Raw genomic sequence first — 17,169 nt, 5'->3', positions numbered from 1 at the left:
TCGCCCGAAGTTCGACGGCTGTTACTCATCAAGCCAGTCCCGTTCGGAAAAGTCTTCGATGTACTCGTCGTCTTCGAACTGACGGCGCGAAGTTCGAGGCTTCCGTGATTCGTCCACTTGCTCGTCTGCCAGATCGCGGAGTGCGTTCTCGCCTTTGGCTGCCTCAGCGTCCTTCTCAGACTTCGACAAGCCGCTGTACCAGGCGGCGAAGTCGTCGACCGGTTTCTCCAGAGCCCCGGCGTAGAGCTGAGACTCGACGACCCGTCTCGGAGTCACATTCCCGGCCAGCAGTTCTCGAGCAAGTTCCGCCATCACCGGGTTTCGGGTGTTCGCGGCCAATTTGACCAGCAACGCATGCCGTGCACGGTCCTGGACCGGGTCGGCGGAAAACCGCGGGCGGTCTTCGGTCATCTTCACGCGCCGGGGTGATCGTAGCCGGCGGGCAATGGGTGTGCCTGAAGTGCTCCGCTGGAGCCAACGACATCGAGGATGCCGCTGTGGGTGATTCGAACGGTGTTCTCAATATTCATCAGGAGGTTGCTTATCTGTTCCCAGGCGTCGACGATGCTCTTGCACTCCAGAGCCGCCAACGCCCAAAACGCCGCCGCGCCGACCACAGTCTCGGACAGCACAGCCCCGGCGGCGACCTCGATGGCAGCCCAGAAGGCGTTGTCGAAGATGCTTTGAATCAGGTCATTGACCGACTCCGAGAACTCCCAAACTCCTTGCGCTGCCTCGCGGTACTTGTCTCGCAGAGCTGCCAGCCCTCCGCTGTATCCGTTGACCACGTCGCCGAGCCCGGTGAAGTAATGGAATGCTTCGTTGGCCGCGTGGCCGGTCCAGGACGTCAGCAGTGCGTCGATATTCGCTTTGAGGTCCTGTCCCAGGTCGGAGCAGAAGAACGACAACGAGTTCAACGCGTCCGACGCTTTGGCGAATTGCTCCCAGTCGCCGGCCACCCAGTTGGAGAACTCTTGAACCGGGTTGACCCCGATCGTGCCTTCAAGAGCCTTCTGGATCCAGTACCCCGGGCTGATGAGATTGCCCAGATCGTTGAGGATCTGGACGGGGTTGGTGAACCCGTCGGCCTTGGGCTCCGCGAGCCGGGTGGCCGGAAACGCGGTCTGCTGGACGGCCTCCGGCCCCTGGCCGGCGGGAAGCCCGGGCAGCGACGGCATCGGCGGCGGACCGCCGGGATCGGGATAGGTCTGGTCCAGCCGACCGGCCGAACCGTGGTCGGTGCGGTCGTACATCTGCCAAGCGCGATCCAGTTCGGCCCCGCTTGCTTCGCACACCTTCTCCAGATTCCGCAACGCGGTGAGGATCTCCGTTTTGGCCTGCTCGTGACTGCCGAGCAGCCCAGCGATCAGGCCCGGGTGCTCGCCGATCCGCAGGTTTTGTCCGCGAATCCCTCGGCGGCCGTCGCATCCTGCTGATGGTTCTTGACGATCCCCGCATACACGCCGAGCTGGAATGTATCGACAGTGAATCCCACCGAGCCCCTCATTCGCGTAGTCGTCCCGGAGCTCCTGAATCAAGACGACCCACTCGTCGCGCACGGCGCACTCGGACACACGCATTAACCCTACGGGGTGGGCGGATGGTCACAGCGACCATCCGCTCTTTTGCGTTATAGACCAGTTCCAGGCCGATCTGCTCGTACAGCTCTTGCAGCCGGGCCGGGCTCGCACTGATCACCTGCCGACCGGCATCCGCCAGCGAGTCGACCAGCGCCTCAACGTCCGCTCTCCTTGACGCCGAACCGGCTGGAGTTCTCGCCAGCTCCTCTGCTGCCACGTCGCGTTCCTCCGTGCGCGGTTCAACGGTTCGATCAGCGCTTCCAGGACCGTCCCGACCCCGCCCGTGACGGCGAACGGCCCAGAACGGATCTGCGCGTATCGGGTCCGGCAACACACACCGCGGCCCATGCGAGCACCCCAGAACAGCCCGAACGACTGGAGAACGAGATGACCAATACCCGCCACGCCGCCGGTGTCAGTGCTCGATGCTCGCCCTCGCGGCGGCCGCGGCCGGTCACCGCCTGCCCAACGAGAGAAACGGCGTTGCCCCGGCCGACGGGCCGGGGCAACGCGGTCAAGCAGGATTCCTGGGTCAGTTGAACGAGATCGTCGCAACCGCGTGCTCGCTCAACGAATCGTTGGTGACACCGACTCCGCACACTGAGACGGAACAGTCCACCGAGCCGTACGGACTGCCGTCGATCTTCACCCCTTCGAAGGTCTTCGTCACGACCAGGTTGCCGGACAGACCGCCGTTCGCGTCAGTAGTCGCGCGCTGAGAGGTAGCCTGCACGCACACGACGTCACTGCCGATCTGCGCGCACTCGCCGACTCGCACCTTCTCGTTGCCGGTGAACCCGGACGCCGTATACGAGACAGTGTCACCGCTGTTGAGACCAGTGGACGGTGTCGCCGTTACAGCCGGCGGACCGGCCAGCGGTTCAGCCGCGGCGACGGACTGCCCGAGCCCGGCCAGCCCAATCGAGAAAACGAACATCGAAGCCCCGAGAGCGGTTCGACGGCCAGTCAAATTCATTTTTGCCCCGTTTCATATCTGACTGAAAAGACAATTATTACGCATTTTTATATGACCAGAACGGCCGCCACCAGACTAGCCGCTGACTCAAATCCCGTCCACCCGAAGGAAATCCCCCCCTGATTCATGACGCAGCAAATCCCGATAATTCGGAATAATTGAGTTGCTAGCAATAGCATCGAATTGAGGTACTAGCAGCAGTGACCGCCCCTGGCCGAACGGACCGGCCCGAACGACGGAGCGGGCAGGTACGCCCGCTTGGCAGCGAACTCACCGGCCGTCAGGCTGTCCCGTCCGCCCTCTCGGCAGCCAGCCGTTCCGCGAACTTCTGCCACATCTCCGCACAGCCCCGGGCCAACTCCAGCACCGTTTCCTTGCAGTGGTCGGGCACGTTGGCGATGATCCGCTCCCACTCCTGCTCAGTGACGGCATTGACGTCCAGCAGGCGCAACAGCATCCGGCCCACCCCGTTCAACCGCAGGGACGGATCCCCGCGCAGGCTGCGAAGGACCAGTGCCCGCTCTTGGGCGAAGATCCGGCCGGCCGGCCCGTCGTCGTCACCGCGCCGGCGACCGTGGCCGGACTGGTCGGCAGCACGACGCAACCGTTGCGGCACCGGATCCTCGTCGCGGCGAATCCTAGCCAGAACGTCGCGGACCGTTCCCGGGGAGAGACCCGCGGTGCGAGCAATGTCACGCAGCGAAGCGTCCGGGTTCTCGGCGATCAGGCGAGCGGCCAGCTCTCTGCCGCCCGCACTGTTGATCGGCCGCACGCGACCGTCACGGCCAACCCTGTTGCGCAACTGGGCGTCGCGCCCGGTTGCACGCTGCCGGAGCCCGCCGACAGTGTGCGGCGACAGTCCAGCAGCGGCGGCGATAAGCCGATCCGACCAGCTCGGGTAAAAGGCGATGATGCGGGTCGCCGCCGCCATCCGGTCGGCGAGCGAAAGAGGCAAGCCATGACTTATGTTCTCGCGCACGCCGAGAACATAAGCCGCAGTATCGTCGCCATCGAAAAAAACAACTTCAATATACCCGGCACCGCGCAACGCCTGAGCCCGCAGCCGGTGCATTCCGTCGATCACTCTCATCGTGCCCCGCTGCACGATAATCGGCGGCAACTCCACCCCCGACTCAGCGAGCGTTCTGACATGCTCGTCGTTCTCGCCCTTTATCCTCGGCGAGTCAGCGGCCAGCAGTTCTTTAATCGGAACTCGAACCGACTTCCCGCGGCGAACTTCTTCCGCCATGGGAAGCGCCGTTCTACGTTCTTCGCCAATTAGAAAAGTTCCCTGAAAGTCCCTCGAAGACTCGACCACAATCCCCCCGTGCACCAACACCAGCACGATACACACAACACGCGATCCGAACCGTCGAATCATCCCGATTTCTCAGTTCCTATGCATGAACACACCTCACACGTCCGAACGGCCTAACGGGACGTTCCGAGCAGTTTTTACCGCAGAACTCCATATTCGACATGGTGATCCTCTTGAGCCAATCGGTCAAGCAGGCCGGAATCGCAGTGTCAAAACTGCCGATCCGGTACGAATTCAGCTGTTTTGCCAACGCGAAAGACCTCGACCAGCAGCGACAGTGAAGAGCGATCAGCGTTCTGGACCGCGCAGCACCCGGAGTCGCATGCGGTAAGCTGATCACGCCACCCAGTCCGACCACTATGAAGGCAGTGCCGCGAGTCGCGCGCGGCGAAGCTCTGACGCTGCCGCGGGACGGGCTTGATCCGTCTGTTCGAAGCGCATGCGTGCATCGTCACGATCGGCAACGGATCTGAACTCGAGAGGACACGGATCGGTCTCCTCGGTGGACGTTCGGGTGCCGCCCACTATGGCGGAGGACGGGCCGCACGCAGCGATCGCCGCCCGGCGCGTGCAGCCCGCGCTGCCGACGCTCACCCTGCCCGGTACGCCGAGTCGTTGCGTGCCCGAGAGTTGTTGTCGAACCGGCCGGGGCGCGGTCGGCTATCTGCCAAAAAGCGAGTTCCGACATCAGCCAGTTCATCGACGCCGTGCACCGGGTCGCTGCGGGCGGCGGCGCCGTGGACCCCGAGACTGTCGCCGAGATGCACTCTCACGGCTCGCGGGGCGCACTCTCGACGGTCCACCCCGCGAACTGGAGGTTCTGGCACTGGAAGTCGAGCGTCCATCCCATAGCGCCATCGCCGCCCTTCTGTTCATCACCGAGAAAACGACCGACAAGCACGCCAACAGCATCTTCGGAAAACTCCGCCTGCAGGCCGCCGGAGACAGCGATCGCAGAGTTTCCGCCGTGGTGGCCTACTTGAACAGCTGACAGGACGGCCACCGAACGCCCACCCGCGCGACCGGTAAAGCCGCCCACAAACCGGTCCGGTTGTTCTCCGCGCATTCGACGCGCCCTGGCGCGGCGACGGCCCGCGCACCACCGTCCACCCCTTGGGGCGTCGACGAAATACCGCCGCAGGATGTGCTGATTCTCATCGTTGACCAGCATCCGGTACATGCCGTCTTTGCCCTCGAACAGATTGCTCATGCGGCTGCCTCGGAACGCCCGCCAGCCGGACGGCCTGCTGTCAGGCTGAATCCTTGCGAAGACGGCGAACTGCCGAAAAACGAATCAGCAATTGCACCTTACCAATCAACATCCTACGAACGAAGCCGAGGAAAGGTCGAACGCATGGATCCATGCGCGGACGCGACTCCTCTGCATCCTCGAGAGCGCCTCGCCAAGCGGGACATAGATACGCTGATGCGGCTACTGCTCGACCACCCCGTCGACCGAGGATTCATATATCCCGGGGCCGCTCCTGCGCTACCGCAACGGCGAACACAGCACCAAACGTCAGTGCGACCACTTCTGATAACGACTCGGGCGCACCGCCCTCGCTCACGTCGAACGCCGCTTCGGCGACGGCGCTGCCTACCCCTTCTACCAGACGCACCTTTCGCGTTCCGCTTCGGCGACTCCCCAATCGCCGCCGCGATCTGGCCGCTGATCGTTGACGGTCTGGGCGTCATCGCAACGGTCGATCTCCGGAGACGCCCCACCGACACCAGTCGCCGAACCGCGTGGTCCACCTCCGCGTTCGACATTTCGCTCTCGCACTGCGCCACCATGGGAGCAACCGAGAACCTCGCCGTTCTCGGCACCGTCGCCGCAGGCCCGCCCGCTCGGCCACCCTGCTTCGCGCCGCGCGGTGGGCGCAGCCTCGACTGCGCCGACCGCCGACCACGCCTCCGTTGCCGCAAGTCGAGCACGAGGGCCCGGCTTGGGACCTCCGCAGACCGGTTCCGGTCCCCGGACGGGTCAGTGCGCTTCACGCAGGTAGGTCAGGACGGCCAGGACTCGCCGGTGGGTGTCTGGGGCGACCGGCAGCTCGAGCTTGGCGAAGATGTTGCCGATGTGTTTGGCCACCGCCGCTTCGGTGACCGACAACTGGGCGGCGATCGCGGCGTTGCTCCCTCCTTGGGCCATGCGGTCCAGCACCTCGCGCTCGCGGGCGGTCAGGCGGGAAAGGGTGGGGCTCTCCCGGTTTCTGGCGAGCAGCTGGCGGACCACCTGGGGATCTATCACCGTTCCGCCGGAGGCGACGCGACGGATCGCGTCGGTGAGGACGTCGATGTCGCCCAGGCGGTCCTTCAGCAGGTACCCGACGCCCGCGGAGTCGGAGCGCAGGAGTTCGGCCGCATAGGTCTGCTCCACGTACTGGCTCAGCACGAGCACCGGCAAAGCCGGGCGGGTGGTTCTCAACCGCAGGGCCGCGCGCAGTCCTTCGTCGGTGTTTCCCGGGGGCATCCGCACGTCGGTGATCACCAAGTCGCATTCCGCCCGCGCTAGCGATGCCAGAAGTTCCGGGGCCGTGCCAGCCTGGACGACCACCTGGTGGCCGTGGAACTCCAGGATTCGCACCAATCCTTCGCGCAGCAGGACCGAATCCTCGGCCACCGCGATCCGCAGCCCGGTCACGACAGGGGCTCGCTGGGGATGCGCACGCGCACCACGGTGGGGCCGCCGGGAGGACTGGACAGCGCCACCGTCCCGCCGACCACCGCCGAGCGGTCGGCCAGCCCGGTCAGGCCGCCGCCCGCGTGCTGGTCGGCGCCGCCCCGGCCGTTGTCCCGGATCTCCACCAGCAACACGCCTTCTTGGTATCGCGCGACGACTTCGGCCCGGTCGGCGCCGCTGTGTTTGACGACGTTGGTCAGTGCTTCGCTCACGGCGTAGTAAGCGGCGCTCTCCGCCGAATCCGGCAGTCGTGCACCGACCGCAGTGTCCAGCCGCACCGGCAGGGCGCATCGGTCCGCCAGATCGCCGAGCGCGGCGTCCAGCCCCCGGTCGGACAGGATCTTGGGATGGATGCCGCGAATCAGGTCGCCGAGTTCCGCCAACGCGAGCTTCGCCTCCGCATGAGCGCGGTCGACCAGGGCTCCTGGGCCGCTTCCGGCGTCCAGCTGGGTGCGGGCCAGGCCCAGCATCATCGCCAGCGAGGTCAGCCGCTGCTGGGCGCCGTCGTGCAGGTCGCGTTCGATCCGGCGGCGCTCGGCCTCGTGCTGGTCCACCATCCGGGCACGTGAGCGCCGCACTTCCACCAGTTCGAACTCGCCGCCGCGCGCCGGCTCCAGCATCACCCGGGTTACCCTGGCCCGCGCGCCCGCCGCCGCGGGCAGCACGAACACGGCGACCGCCAGTGCGACAGCTCCGAGCGGCACAATCACCCAAGCGAGACCGCTTCGCACCATCGCAGCGCCGGAGGGCACCCATCCGGACGGGGACACCGCCACCACCAACGGCGCCAGGATCATCGCGCAGGGCAGCACCACGCCCACCAGCACGACGAGCAGGTCGAACACCCACAGCAGCGTGGCGAGCAGGGCCGTGTAACCCAGTTCCTGCCAGGTGGCCCGTTCCCGCAACCTGGCTTTCGACCGTCGCCACCAGCCGCCCGCGCCCGACGAGCGGAGGGCGACCGGCACCGGCTCGGGACTGACCCACCGCAGCCTGCGCCGCTCCAGCCGCGCGACCGGGATTCCCAACTGGCACAACAGGAGCAACGGCCCCAGCCCGATCGCCACCGGTGCCAGCGCCACTCCCGCGCCTGCCGTCGCCACGATGACCAGCAGACAGCCGACGCCCAGTGGCACACCGCTCAGCAAGTACGCCACCGAACGCACCACGCCGGCTCTCGACCTGTCGCGCACCACGCCCCCTCCTTCGGAAACCACCATAGGGCGGTTGGCACGCACCGCGCCGGTATATCCAGCACTACCCCTGAACACCTGCCTAGGCCCGTGCGCGGAGGTTCGAACCAGTGTTGGCTCGAGCGCATGGGATCTTCGCCGTCGTCTGACGCCGTTCGTCTGGTGCGCCTGACCAAAGTGCACGGCACCGCGCCGCACGAAGTGGTGGCGCTGAACGCCATCGACCTGACATTCCGCCGGGGCACCTTCTCCGCGGTCATGGGTCCGTCCGGTTCCGGCAAGACGACGCTGCTGCAGTGTGCGGCAGGCCTGGACCGGCCCACCGACGGCGCGGTCTTCCTGGGGGACACCGACATCAGCACCTTGTCCGAAAGGGAGCTCACTGCGCTGCGCCGGAACCGGATCGGGTTCGTGTTCCAGAGCTTCAACCTGATGGCCGCCCTGACGGCCGCGCAGAACGTGGCGCTGCCGCTTCGCCTGGCCCGGGGCAGGGTGGAAGCCGATCGGGCGCACCAGCTGCTCGCACAGGTCGGGCTGGGCAACCGAACCACACACCGGCCGGCCTCGTTGTCCGGTGGCCAGCAGCAACGGGTGGCCATCGCGCGTGCGCTGGCCGGCAATCCTGAGGTGGTGTTCGCCGACGAACCGACCGGTGCCCTGGACAGCCGCAACAGCCGTGACGTGCTCGAACTGCTGCGGAAACTCGTCGATGACGAAGGGCAGACCGTGGTGACGGTGACGCATGACCCGGTCGCGGCGGCGTTCGCCGACCGGGTGACGTTCCTGGCGGACGGCCGGGTCTCCGGTCATCTCGACAAGCCCACCGCTGCGGTGGTCGCCGACCTGATGACCGCGCTTGAGGAAACCGCGCCGAAGGAGGCCGGCTGACATGCTGTGGATCGCCTTGCACACCCTGCGCGGCCGCCGCGTGTCGTTCGCGGGAGCGTTCCTCACGCTGGTTTTCGGCGTGGCCATGATATCCGCGGCCGGCACGGTGATCGCCGTGTCAGGAGACGAGCCGGGCACCGCAGGCTTGGCCGCCCGCACGGCACTGGCCGAGGCGGGCAATCTGCTGGCGCTCTTCGCCGGCATCGGCGGATTTCTGACGATCTTCATCGTGGCAAGCACCTTCTCGTTCACGGTGTCGCAACGCCGGAGCGAGTTGGCGTTGTTGCGGATGGCCGGGGCCGATCCCGGTCAGGTGCGTCGGATGGTGCTGACGGAGACGACGCTCCTCGGCACGGCGGCAGCGGCGTTGGGCGCGTTGCTCGGAGTCCCGCTCACCTCGGTGCTCAGCGACGTCCTGGTATGGAAGCAGGTGCTGCCCGCCGGCATCGAGTTGCCGTTGTCTCCGTCGAGGTTGGTCGCACCGCTGCTGGTGGCGTTCGCGCTCGGCCTGGTGGTCGCGCTCCTCGGCGCGTGGCCCGCCGCGCGCCGGGCCGGCGCGATCCGTCCGGTGGAAGCCTTCCGGGAGGCGGTCGTGGACAACCGGCCGATCCCCCGCGCCCGGTGGATACTCGGTGTGCTGGGTCTGGCCGCCGGGTTGGGCATGGTGTTGTCGCTGCCGCGCGTGCCCCCGGACGGCCAACTGCCGCTCGCCCTGTTCACCGCCCAGCCGATCGTGGTCGGCTTGGCGCTGCTCGCGCCGGCGTTCGTCCCTCGGCTCACCGGGCTCGTGGTCGCACCTCTGACGGCGTTCACCGGAGCCAGCGGTCTGCTGGCGCGAGAGAACCTGCGCGCTGCGCTGCGCCGGACTGCGTCCTGCGCCGCTCCCGTCCTGGTCACAATAGGAATCACCGGCTCCCTGCTCGCTGGCACGGACCTGCTCGGGGCGGCGGGACGGGCGAGCGCGGCGAAGCTGTACACGTCGCAATTACGGGCCACCGGAGACAACCTGGACACAGCTGTACCCGGTGTCCGCGCCGCAGTGCTGACCGAGGAGGCCACAGTCAGCGCGCTGGTACAGCGCACCAGCAGAGAGGTGACCGCCGTCGGCGTCACCGGGAAAGGACTCTCCGACGTTCTCGGACTGGGCACGACCACCGGTGACCCGGCTCGGCTCACCGGTTCGACCGCGATGCTGGGAAGACGCCAGGCGGCAGGCTTCGGCTTGGCGGTCGGCGACTCTGTGATCCTTCGGATGCCCGATGGCACAACAGTTCCGGTCAGGGTGGTGGCGGTCTACGACGGCCCGCCTTTGGCCACTCCCCTGCTCCTGCCGGAACAGCTCGTGGCCGAACACCGAACGCCCGGTTCCCGTCCACCCGCGCTGCACCTGGCGCTGAACGATCCGGCGGACGCCGCCAGGGTGGAAAACCTGTTGACAGCGAAGGGTTACCGGGTGACGTCGACGGCGGAATGGCTGGCGACCTCAGCGGGGTTCCGTGAGGACGGCATGCGACTCGGCGCGGAGCTGCTGGCATGGTTCGCCTTGCTGTACACCCTGTTCGCCGTCGCCAACACGGTCACCATGTCGTTCGGCGAGCGCGCGGGCGAGTTCAGCCAGCTGCGATTGCTCGGCGCCCAACGAGCGCAAGTGTTGCGGATGGTTCTGTGGGAGGCCATGGGAATCGCGCTCACCGGTCTCGCATTGGGAGCGGCGGCGGTCGCACTGGCAGTAGGCGGACTGTGGCAGGCGATACGGTCGGCAGGGCTCGACATCCCGCTCGACCTGCCGTGGGGTCCGCTGCTGTCGATCGCGGCGGCCTGTGTCGTGGTGCTGCTGACAGTGGCCACAACGGCGACAACGGTGGTGATGCGCCAGTCAGACGCGCGCTGACACCCACGCGCGGGCGAGCCGTCGAACGCCTTCGACGAGTTGGTCCGGGCGGTGGAAACTGTAGGACAGCCGGACGGCGGGCACGGGGCCGCGGCCAAAGCGGGAACCGGGGATGACTGGAGCGCGAGCCAGAGGAAAAATCCGCCGTGGGGGCAGGCGAATCGAAACTCGGGCAGCAGGTGCTCGCGCAACGCGGAAACCAGGACGTCGCGGCGAAGTCGCAGCTGCTCTCGCAGACGTCGCACATGGGCTTCGTAAGCACCGCTGGCCAGCAGGCCCGCGACGGCGACAGCCGCCAGGTGATTCAGGCCTCCGCCGCTGCTGAACACCGCGCTTTCAGCCAGCCGGCTCGCCGTACCCGCATCGGCGGCGAGCCAGCCGAGGCGCAGACCTGGGGCAAGCGACTTGGAGAAGGTCCCCAGCCGCAGGACCCCCTCGTATCCGGCGAGTCCGGCGACGGAAGACGGCGGGACCGAACCGAACGTGATGTCCGCGTAGGCGTCGTCCTCGACCACCAGCGCCCCGTGATGCCTGGCCACATCGATCAGTGCTTCGCGGCGACTGCTGGGCAGGACGACGCTTCGGCCCGCCTTCGCCCCATACGCCCGACGCCCAGCCGCCTCCTGGTCGTCCCCCTGCACGACACGCATCAATCGACCGAGTTTTCCGCAGAGGACCCCGTCAGCTGGCTTCGGCCTTCGAGTCGCCGCGCGAAATCCGCCCATGATCGCGCACATTCCCGCGCCAAACCTGAAACCGCGTCGCGGCAATGCGGCGGGATGCCGCGGCCCAGCTCGGCCTGCCGCAACGCCGGATCCTTGCGCAGAATTTCCAGTCCCGATACCGGGTCCCGCACGCTCGGGGCCGGCGAGCCGGAACCGGCGAGGCCGCCGCTCGCCGCCGCGTTGCCGACTCGGTCTGTGCCAGTCGCCCCGGTTGCCGACCGTCGGGAAGGCTTGTCCTCCCCCACCGTCAGACGCACCGACATCAACCCTCCTCTGCTTACCGCAATCAGCACGCATCTCCCGCCGCCCGAAGGAGAAGTCGACACTCGCGCCGTCCTCCAAGTCAGCATGCCTGCAACTCGTTGTGCACCTGCTGCCAGACCACGTCGTCGTCCACCGGCTGGGTCGTGCGCGAGATCTCGTACCGTCCGAAGAAGCGCGAGGACCTTGGCGAAATTCTCACGAACGATCTCAGCCTCGAGCGGGGTGCCGGAATCGCCAGTGCCGCGTTCGGTTACGCGCGACATCCATACTCGCTTGAGTAATGCGACCTGGGGCAGCTTACCCCGAAGCCCACGTTCGCGGAATCAGCGAATTAGGCGCTTCCGGCACGAGAAAATCGTGAACATTCTCCGCGCAAAGAGATCGCTAGAGCACTCGACCGTCGGACTGGGTGATCGCCCATCATATCGACGCACCTACCCGAGCAATTATAATCATGGACTAGAAACGTCGCGAATACCGCTCCTGCAGCTTATCGTCGAGCAATCAATACGCACGTGGAATAGCTCTGCACCACGGCACCGTCGATCCCGGCAAAATCGTGCGGACAGGCTAAGGCACGTCGAAGCCAAGGCGAGGCGACGGAGCTGAGCGGTCGCTTGACAAGTGGCGCCCCGGCGCATCCACGGCTTCCGCTCGCGCAAGCCCGCCGTCGAACGGCCGAGCAGGTCACCGTCCAGCCGAACCCGGGCCCAACGAACGCCGACTGCCCGCATTGCGATTGTGCACCCGCAAAAGTTGAACTTGGAGCCCGAACTGACAGCGGGCACAGCAGCGGCACCGCAGTGCCCGGCTGCGCGAACGAACCGCAAGTCTTCACCGCGAGATGGTCGCAGCCGGACAAGCCCGGTCCGATTAATGCTGACCGTCGGCACCGCCTTTGCGAGCACGCGCTCCTGCTGAGCGACCGACACGGCTGCCGTCTGCTGCCACATCGCTTCCTCTCCGCGTCCGTCGGCGTTGCACGACCTGCCCCCTCGACAGATCGTGCAACGCCGAACCCAATGCCCGGACGAGCCGACTGAGACCACGGCATAGGTTCGGGCACAACGACGTCGCTGCCGCTGTCTTCCCGTCGAGTCTGGTACTGCTCCGCGCTCAGTGGATCTTCCAGGCCCGTTCGCCTCGACAACACCAAGGCCAGAGGCCCAAACGCGTTTTCCGGTCCGGACGGCGCGGAGGCTCACAGGCGCCATGACGGTCCTGAACGAAGCCCTGGCCGTCGCTTTCGGGTTCGCGTCCATCGCAACCTCCGCAGCGCGCACGCCGCTTCACCGGACGGGGGCAGCACTCAGTTCCAGCAGGCCGCGCCGCGGCCGGCAACTTGCGTGGTTTCGACCGTTCCTCGCTCGCAAAGACCGAATGCCGGGTCCGCCTGCTCCGACCACCATGCTCGCCGGGATCACCTTGCATTCCCAGACCGCAGTGGCCAGTATGAGTCTCCGCCCGACCGGAGTAGCCACCCGAGCACGTACGGTGCCCGACCGCGACGGCGACATCGGCTTGGGGAGGACGATGAGATGGGCTTTGAGCCGCGCGGGCTTTTCGCGGAGCGCTTCGCGCTGCTTTACGCCGAGGCGGGCGATCCGCCGCTGAAGCGGGTAACTGAATCAGTTCTGCGCACGCGGCGGCTCGACGAACGGGGACGGCCCATCACAGTCTCGGCGCAGCGGGTAAGCGACTGGCGACGGGGACGAAACGTCCCTGCCCGCTTCGCCTCGCTAGCTGTCGTCTTGGAGATCCTGATCGGGCAGGCACGCCAGACCCGTTCCACCCCGGTCGTGCCCGATCTGTACGACCTGGCTGCCTGGCAAGAACTGTGGAAGCAGGCGCTCGACAGCCCGATTCCCGGCACTTCCGCGGCTGACGACACTGACCGCAAGACCGCCGGTCAGCCCGGCTCCGCAGCCGCGGCCGCCTGCCCTTACCGGGGTCTGGCATCGTTCAGGCAAGAGGACGCCGGCTCCTATTTCGGACGCGGCCGGAGTACGGACGCCCTGGTCACCAGGCTGACGACCAAGGCGGACGCCGGCGTGGTCATGCTGATCGGAGCGTCAGGCGCCGGGAAGTCGTCGCTGATCGCCGCCGGCCTGCTCCCGAGGCTGGAAGAGGCCGCATCGAGCGGCAGCTGGACAACTGTCACGATGACCCCGCGCGACAATCCGATCCGCGAACTCGCCGCACGTGTGCCAGAGCTTGAAAATGCCGCGAAGCTTTTGTCTGATCTGCGCGACACAGAATCCGGCTCTTCGTCAAGCGAAGACAACTCAACGGCCATAGAGCAAGGGGAGCCTGACGCCGTCCAGGCCGATTTCCTGGAAGCGGTGCAGGTCGCTGTCGCTGAGCACCTCGACCGCCGAGCGCGACCGACGACTCGGCTCGTGCTGGTAGTGGACCAATTCGAGGAAACCTTTACCCAGTGCGCGGACGAGTTGCAGCGACGTTTGTTCGTTCGCACACTTCACGCCATCAGCAGCTGCACTTCACCCCACACTGGACGACCTGTTGTCGTACTGCTCGGGTTAAGGGCCGACTTCTTCGTTCACTGCCTCGAATACCCGGAACTCACGGCCGCCTCCCAGAACGGCGACCTCCAGGTACTCGGCCCGATGACCACCGGCGAGCTGCGCGAGGCCATTACCGGACCGGCGAAGTCGATTGGTCTGCAACTGGAGCCAGGGCTCGTCGACTTGATCATCCGCGACGTCGGCGCCGGCGCGGCACGCACTCACACCGGTTCGGCCGAAGGGCTCCACGACGCGGGAGTTCTGCCCCTGCTGTCGCACGCGTTGCTGGCAACGTGGCAGCACCGCCAACCCGGCAAGCTCACCATCGAGGCGTATCAATCAGCCCGCGGAATCCGGGGTGCGGTGGCAGCAACCGCGGAACAGGTGTGGGCCGACTTGGACGGGCGAGGGCAAACAGCCGCACGCGCCATCCTCCTGCGACTCGTGCGGGTCAGCGAGGACATGCGCGACACGCGGAGGCGATCGACCCGGCACCACCTGGTCGACCAGGCCGAGGATCCCGTCGCCGCGGAAAAAGCCCTGGAAATGCTGACCGCGGCCAGGCTGGTCACGCTCGACGAGCGATCGGTCGAGATCACGCACGAAGCCCTGCTCCAAGCCTGGCCGCGGCTGCGGAGATGGCTCGATCAGGACCGAGCCGGCAACCTTCTTCGGCAACGGCTTGAAGAGGACTCGACGTCCTGGGAGAGACAGGAACGCGACGCGTCCTTGCTCTACCGAGGCGCGCGTCTGGAGGCGGCTGCGCAATGGATCAAGACAGCGGACCCCGCTGAGGCGACGACCACCGCCCAGGAATTCCTCGCGGCATCGTCACGGCAACGCCGTCGAAGCAGCTGGACTCGACGCGCTGCCATGGCCGCTGTAGTCGTCTTCGCCCTTGTCGCGGCATCAACAGCAGTGGTCGCCATCCGGCAGCGGGACGAAGCGCAGTTCCTGCAGGTCGTCGCCGAAGCCGACCGGCTCCAGGCGTCCGACCCCTCGCTGGCGGCCCAGCTCGATCTCGTCGCGCACCAGCTGCGTCCAGACGATCAGAACGTGCAGACCAGGCTGCTGTCCACCCAGCAAAGCCCGCTGGCCACACCGTTGGCCGGCCACAACGGCGCCGTGTACTGGACCGGTTTCAGCCCCGACGGAAACGTCCTGGCCACCGCCAGCGCCGACCATACGGTCCGGCTCTGGGACACGCGTGACCGCGGACGACCCCGCCAGCTCGGGGCGCCCTTGACCGGATTCGGCAGCTGGGTCGCCTCCGCGGTCTTCACCCCGGACGGCCGCACGCTGATCACAGCCGGAGACGACCATGCGTTCCGGCTGTGGGACGTCGCCGATCCCGCCCGTCCGCGCCCGCTGGGACCCTCGGCAGACGTCGGGAGCACCATTTACACCGCCACAGTCAGCCCGGACGGCCGAACGCTGGCCGTCGCCACCAGCGACCGCACCGTCAGGCTCTGGAACATCGCCGACCGCGCACACCCGGTCCCGCTCGGGAACCCGCTCGCCGGTCACACCGGGCTGGTGCGGACTGTCGCGTTCAGCCCGGACGGACGCACCCTCGCGTCCGGCGGCAACGACCACACGATCCGGCTGTGGGACGTCTCCGACCCCACCAGGCCATCGCCGCGAGGACAGCCGATCCTGGGCCATGCCGGCATCGTGCATTCAGTGGCATTCAGCCCGGACGGTCACACTCTGGCCAGCGGCAGCGAAGACAAGACCGTGCGCCTCTGGGATCTCGCCGCGCCGGCAGGGCCGGCCGTTCTCGGCAAGCCTCTCCTCGGGCATGTCGGAGAGGTCTGGCAAGTCGCGTTCAGCCGGGACGGCCGCATGCTCGTGTCAGGAGGCGACAGCACCGCGCGGCTCTGGAATCTTTCCGACCCATCCGCCGCGGTGCCGCTGGGCAAGCCGCTGTCGGCCAGCAACGGCCAGGTGTTCTCAGTCATGTTCAGCCCCGACGGCCGCACGCTCGCAGTCGGCAGCGGAGACGGCATAGCACGGCTGTGGTCCATCCCCGACCTCATTCTGCTGGGCCAGAAATCAGCCATCACGTCCTTGGCTTTCAGCCCGAACGGGCGACTGCTGGCAACCGGTTCCGAAGACAACTCCGGCCAACTCTGGGACGTCGCCGACGTGGCGCACCCCCATTCTCTCTGGCTCTCGAAGACGGGACACAAGGGGTCAGTCAGCTCGATCGCATTCAGTCCCGACAGCCGCGTTCTCGCCACCAGCGGAATTGACAGCACCATTCAGTTCTGGGACGTCACCGCTCCAGCGAACCCGACTCCGATCGGACACCCGCTCCGACTGAACACAAAATACGGAAGCCCCATTCTGTTCAGCCCGGACGGCCGCATTCTCGCCACAGCCAACGACGATCGAACCCTGCAACTTTGGGACGTCCGCAACCCGGCGGATCCCGTGCGACTGGGCCAGCCGATTCCCGGCAACCCGTCCAACGGGAACTCCGCGGCGTTCAGCCCGGACAGCCGCATCCTCGCCATCAGCAACGACGACAGCACTGTACAACTCTGGAACGTCACCGCGCCCGCACACGCGTCACGTCTCGGCCGACCTCTTGCCGGCCACACGAAGCCGGTCCTGTCCGTGGCGTTCAGCCCGAACGGCCGCACACTCGCCACGGGCAGCGACGATCAAACACTCAGGCTCTGGAACATCGGCGATCCGTCAAGCCCGGCCCCGCTGGGCCAACCCCTCGGCGGCTACACCGATGCCGTCAACTCCATCACGTTCAGTACGGACGGCACTATGCTCGCAACCGGCAGCACCGATCGAACATTCCAGCTATGGGCCGTCTCGGCGACAGAGGCAACACCCATCGGCCAGCCCATCGGCGCGGATGCGGACGCCGTCCACCTGAGTTCCTTTCACCCCTTCGATCCGCACGGGAACATTCTCGCGACCGGAGGGGAGGACGGCGCAGTCCGAATCTGGAATCTCGACGAGCAGCAGGCCGTCCGCCGAATATGCGAGTCGACCAATAATGTTCTGGCCTCCAAGCAACCGCGAGCACGCTTCCCGCAAATCGACTACGATACACCCTGCCAGTAACGTTTTCAAAGATTGCCTCCTTTGCAAAGCATCTTCACC

At 66.6% G+C, this 17,169-nt stretch carries 11 protein-coding genes and 1 pseudogene; 3 read left to right on the top strand and 9 right to left on the bottom strand.

The annotated features are described in order from the left end of the window. Positions 1-21: 21 nt before the first annotated feature. The 7 genes from ABD156_RS16795 to ABD156_RS16765 form a co-directional block, all read right to left on the bottom strand. Positions 22-417, bottom strand: a complete 396-nt coding sequence (locus tag ABD156_RS16795) for a hypothetical protein (RefSeq protein WP_344273556.1) — start codon at positions 415-417, stop codon at positions 22-24. Further along, entirely contained in the window at positions 414-1,574 is a 1,161-nt protein-coding gene (locus ABD156_RS16790; protein ID WP_344273553.1) for a hypothetical protein, read from the bottom strand. The genes ABD156_RS16795 and ABD156_RS16790 overlap by 4 nt, the downstream gene beginning before the upstream one ends. Positions 1,575-2,112: 538 nt before the next feature. Next, the gene (locus ABD156_RS16785; RefSeq protein WP_344273550.1) at positions 2,113-2,517 is read right to left on the bottom strand and encodes an enediyne antibiotic chromoprotein; all 405 of its coding nucleotides are present in this window, start codon (positions 2,515-2,517) and stop codon (positions 2,113-2,115) included. 319 nt (positions 2,518-2,836) lie between these two features. Next, the gene (locus tag ABD156_RS16780; RefSeq protein ID WP_344273547.1) at positions 2,837-3,805 is read right to left on the bottom strand and encodes a ParB/RepB/Spo0J family partition protein; all 969 of its coding nucleotides are present in this window, start codon (positions 3,803-3,805) and stop codon (positions 2,837-2,839) included. Between the two features lie 838 nt (positions 3,806-4,643). After that, positions 4,644-5,084 carry a hypothetical protein gene (locus tag ABD156_RS16775; protein WP_344273544.1) on the bottom strand — a complete coding sequence of 147 codons (441 nt, stop codon included), beginning with the start codon at positions 5,082-5,084 and terminating at the stop codon, positions 4,644-4,646. Between the two features lie 774 nt (positions 5,085-5,858). Beyond that, positions 5,859-6,509: a response regulator transcription factor gene (locus ABD156_RS16770; RefSeq protein ID WP_344274480.1), complete on the bottom strand. Its 651-nt coding sequence runs from the start codon at positions 6,507-6,509 to the stop codon at positions 5,859-5,861. Positions 6,510-6,514: 5 nt separating this feature from the next. Next, on the bottom strand, positions 6,515-7,753 hold the full coding sequence (locus ABD156_RS16765) for a sensor histidine kinase (RefSeq protein WP_344273541.1): 1,239 nt from the start codon (positions 7,751-7,753) through the stop codon (positions 6,515-6,517). 123 nt (positions 7,754-7,876) lie between these two features. On the opposite strand from ABD156_RS16765, the gene ABD156_RS16760 reads away from it, so the two are divergent. After that, the gene (locus ABD156_RS16760) at positions 7,877-8,638 is read left to right on the top strand and encodes an ABC transporter ATP-binding protein (protein ID WP_344273539.1); all 762 of its coding nucleotides are present in this window, start codon (positions 7,877-7,879) and stop codon (positions 8,636-8,638) included. A 1-nt stretch (position 8,639) separates the two neighbouring features. Then, the gene (locus ABD156_RS16755) at positions 8,640-10,529 is read left to right on the top strand and encodes an FtsX-like permease family protein (RefSeq protein WP_344273536.1); all 1,890 of its coding nucleotides are present in this window, start codon (positions 8,640-8,642) and stop codon (positions 10,527-10,529) included. A 122-nt stretch (positions 10,530-10,651) separates the two neighbouring features. Here the strand turns inward: ABD156_RS16755 and ABD156_RS47815 are convergent. Together ABD156_RS47815 and ABD156_RS16750 are read right to left on the bottom strand one after the other, a co-directional pair. Next, positions 10,652-11,179, bottom strand: a pseudogene (locus ABD156_RS47815) (aminotransferase class I/II-fold pyridoxal phosphate-dependent enzyme); the annotation flags it as partial. Next, positions 11,179-11,781, bottom strand: a complete 603-nt coding sequence (locus tag ABD156_RS16750) for a hypothetical protein (RefSeq protein WP_344273533.1) — start codon at positions 11,779-11,781, stop codon at positions 11,179-11,181. The pseudogene ABD156_RS47815 and the gene ABD156_RS16750, both read right to left, overlap by 1 nt. A gap of 1,275 nt (positions 11,782-13,056) precedes the next feature. Between ABD156_RS16750 and ABD156_RS16745 the strand changes: the two genes are divergently transcribed. Further along, positions 13,057-17,130 (top strand): nSTAND1 domain-containing NTPase, encoded by a 4,074-nt coding sequence (locus tag ABD156_RS16745; RefSeq protein ID WP_344273531.1) that lies wholly within the window; start codon positions 13,057-13,059, stop codon positions 17,128-17,130. Positions 17,131-17,169: the final 39 nt, after the last annotated feature.

Origin of the sequence: Amycolatopsis albidoflavus (genome assembly GCF_039525725.1) — a bacterium.
Classification (GTDB): domain Bacteria; phylum Actinomycetota; class Actinomycetes; order Mycobacteriales; family Pseudonocardiaceae; genus Amycolatopsis; species Amycolatopsis albidoflava.
The sequence above is the reverse complement of the archived record's forward strand: the minus strand, read 5'-3'. Positions and strand labels throughout refer to the sequence as shown.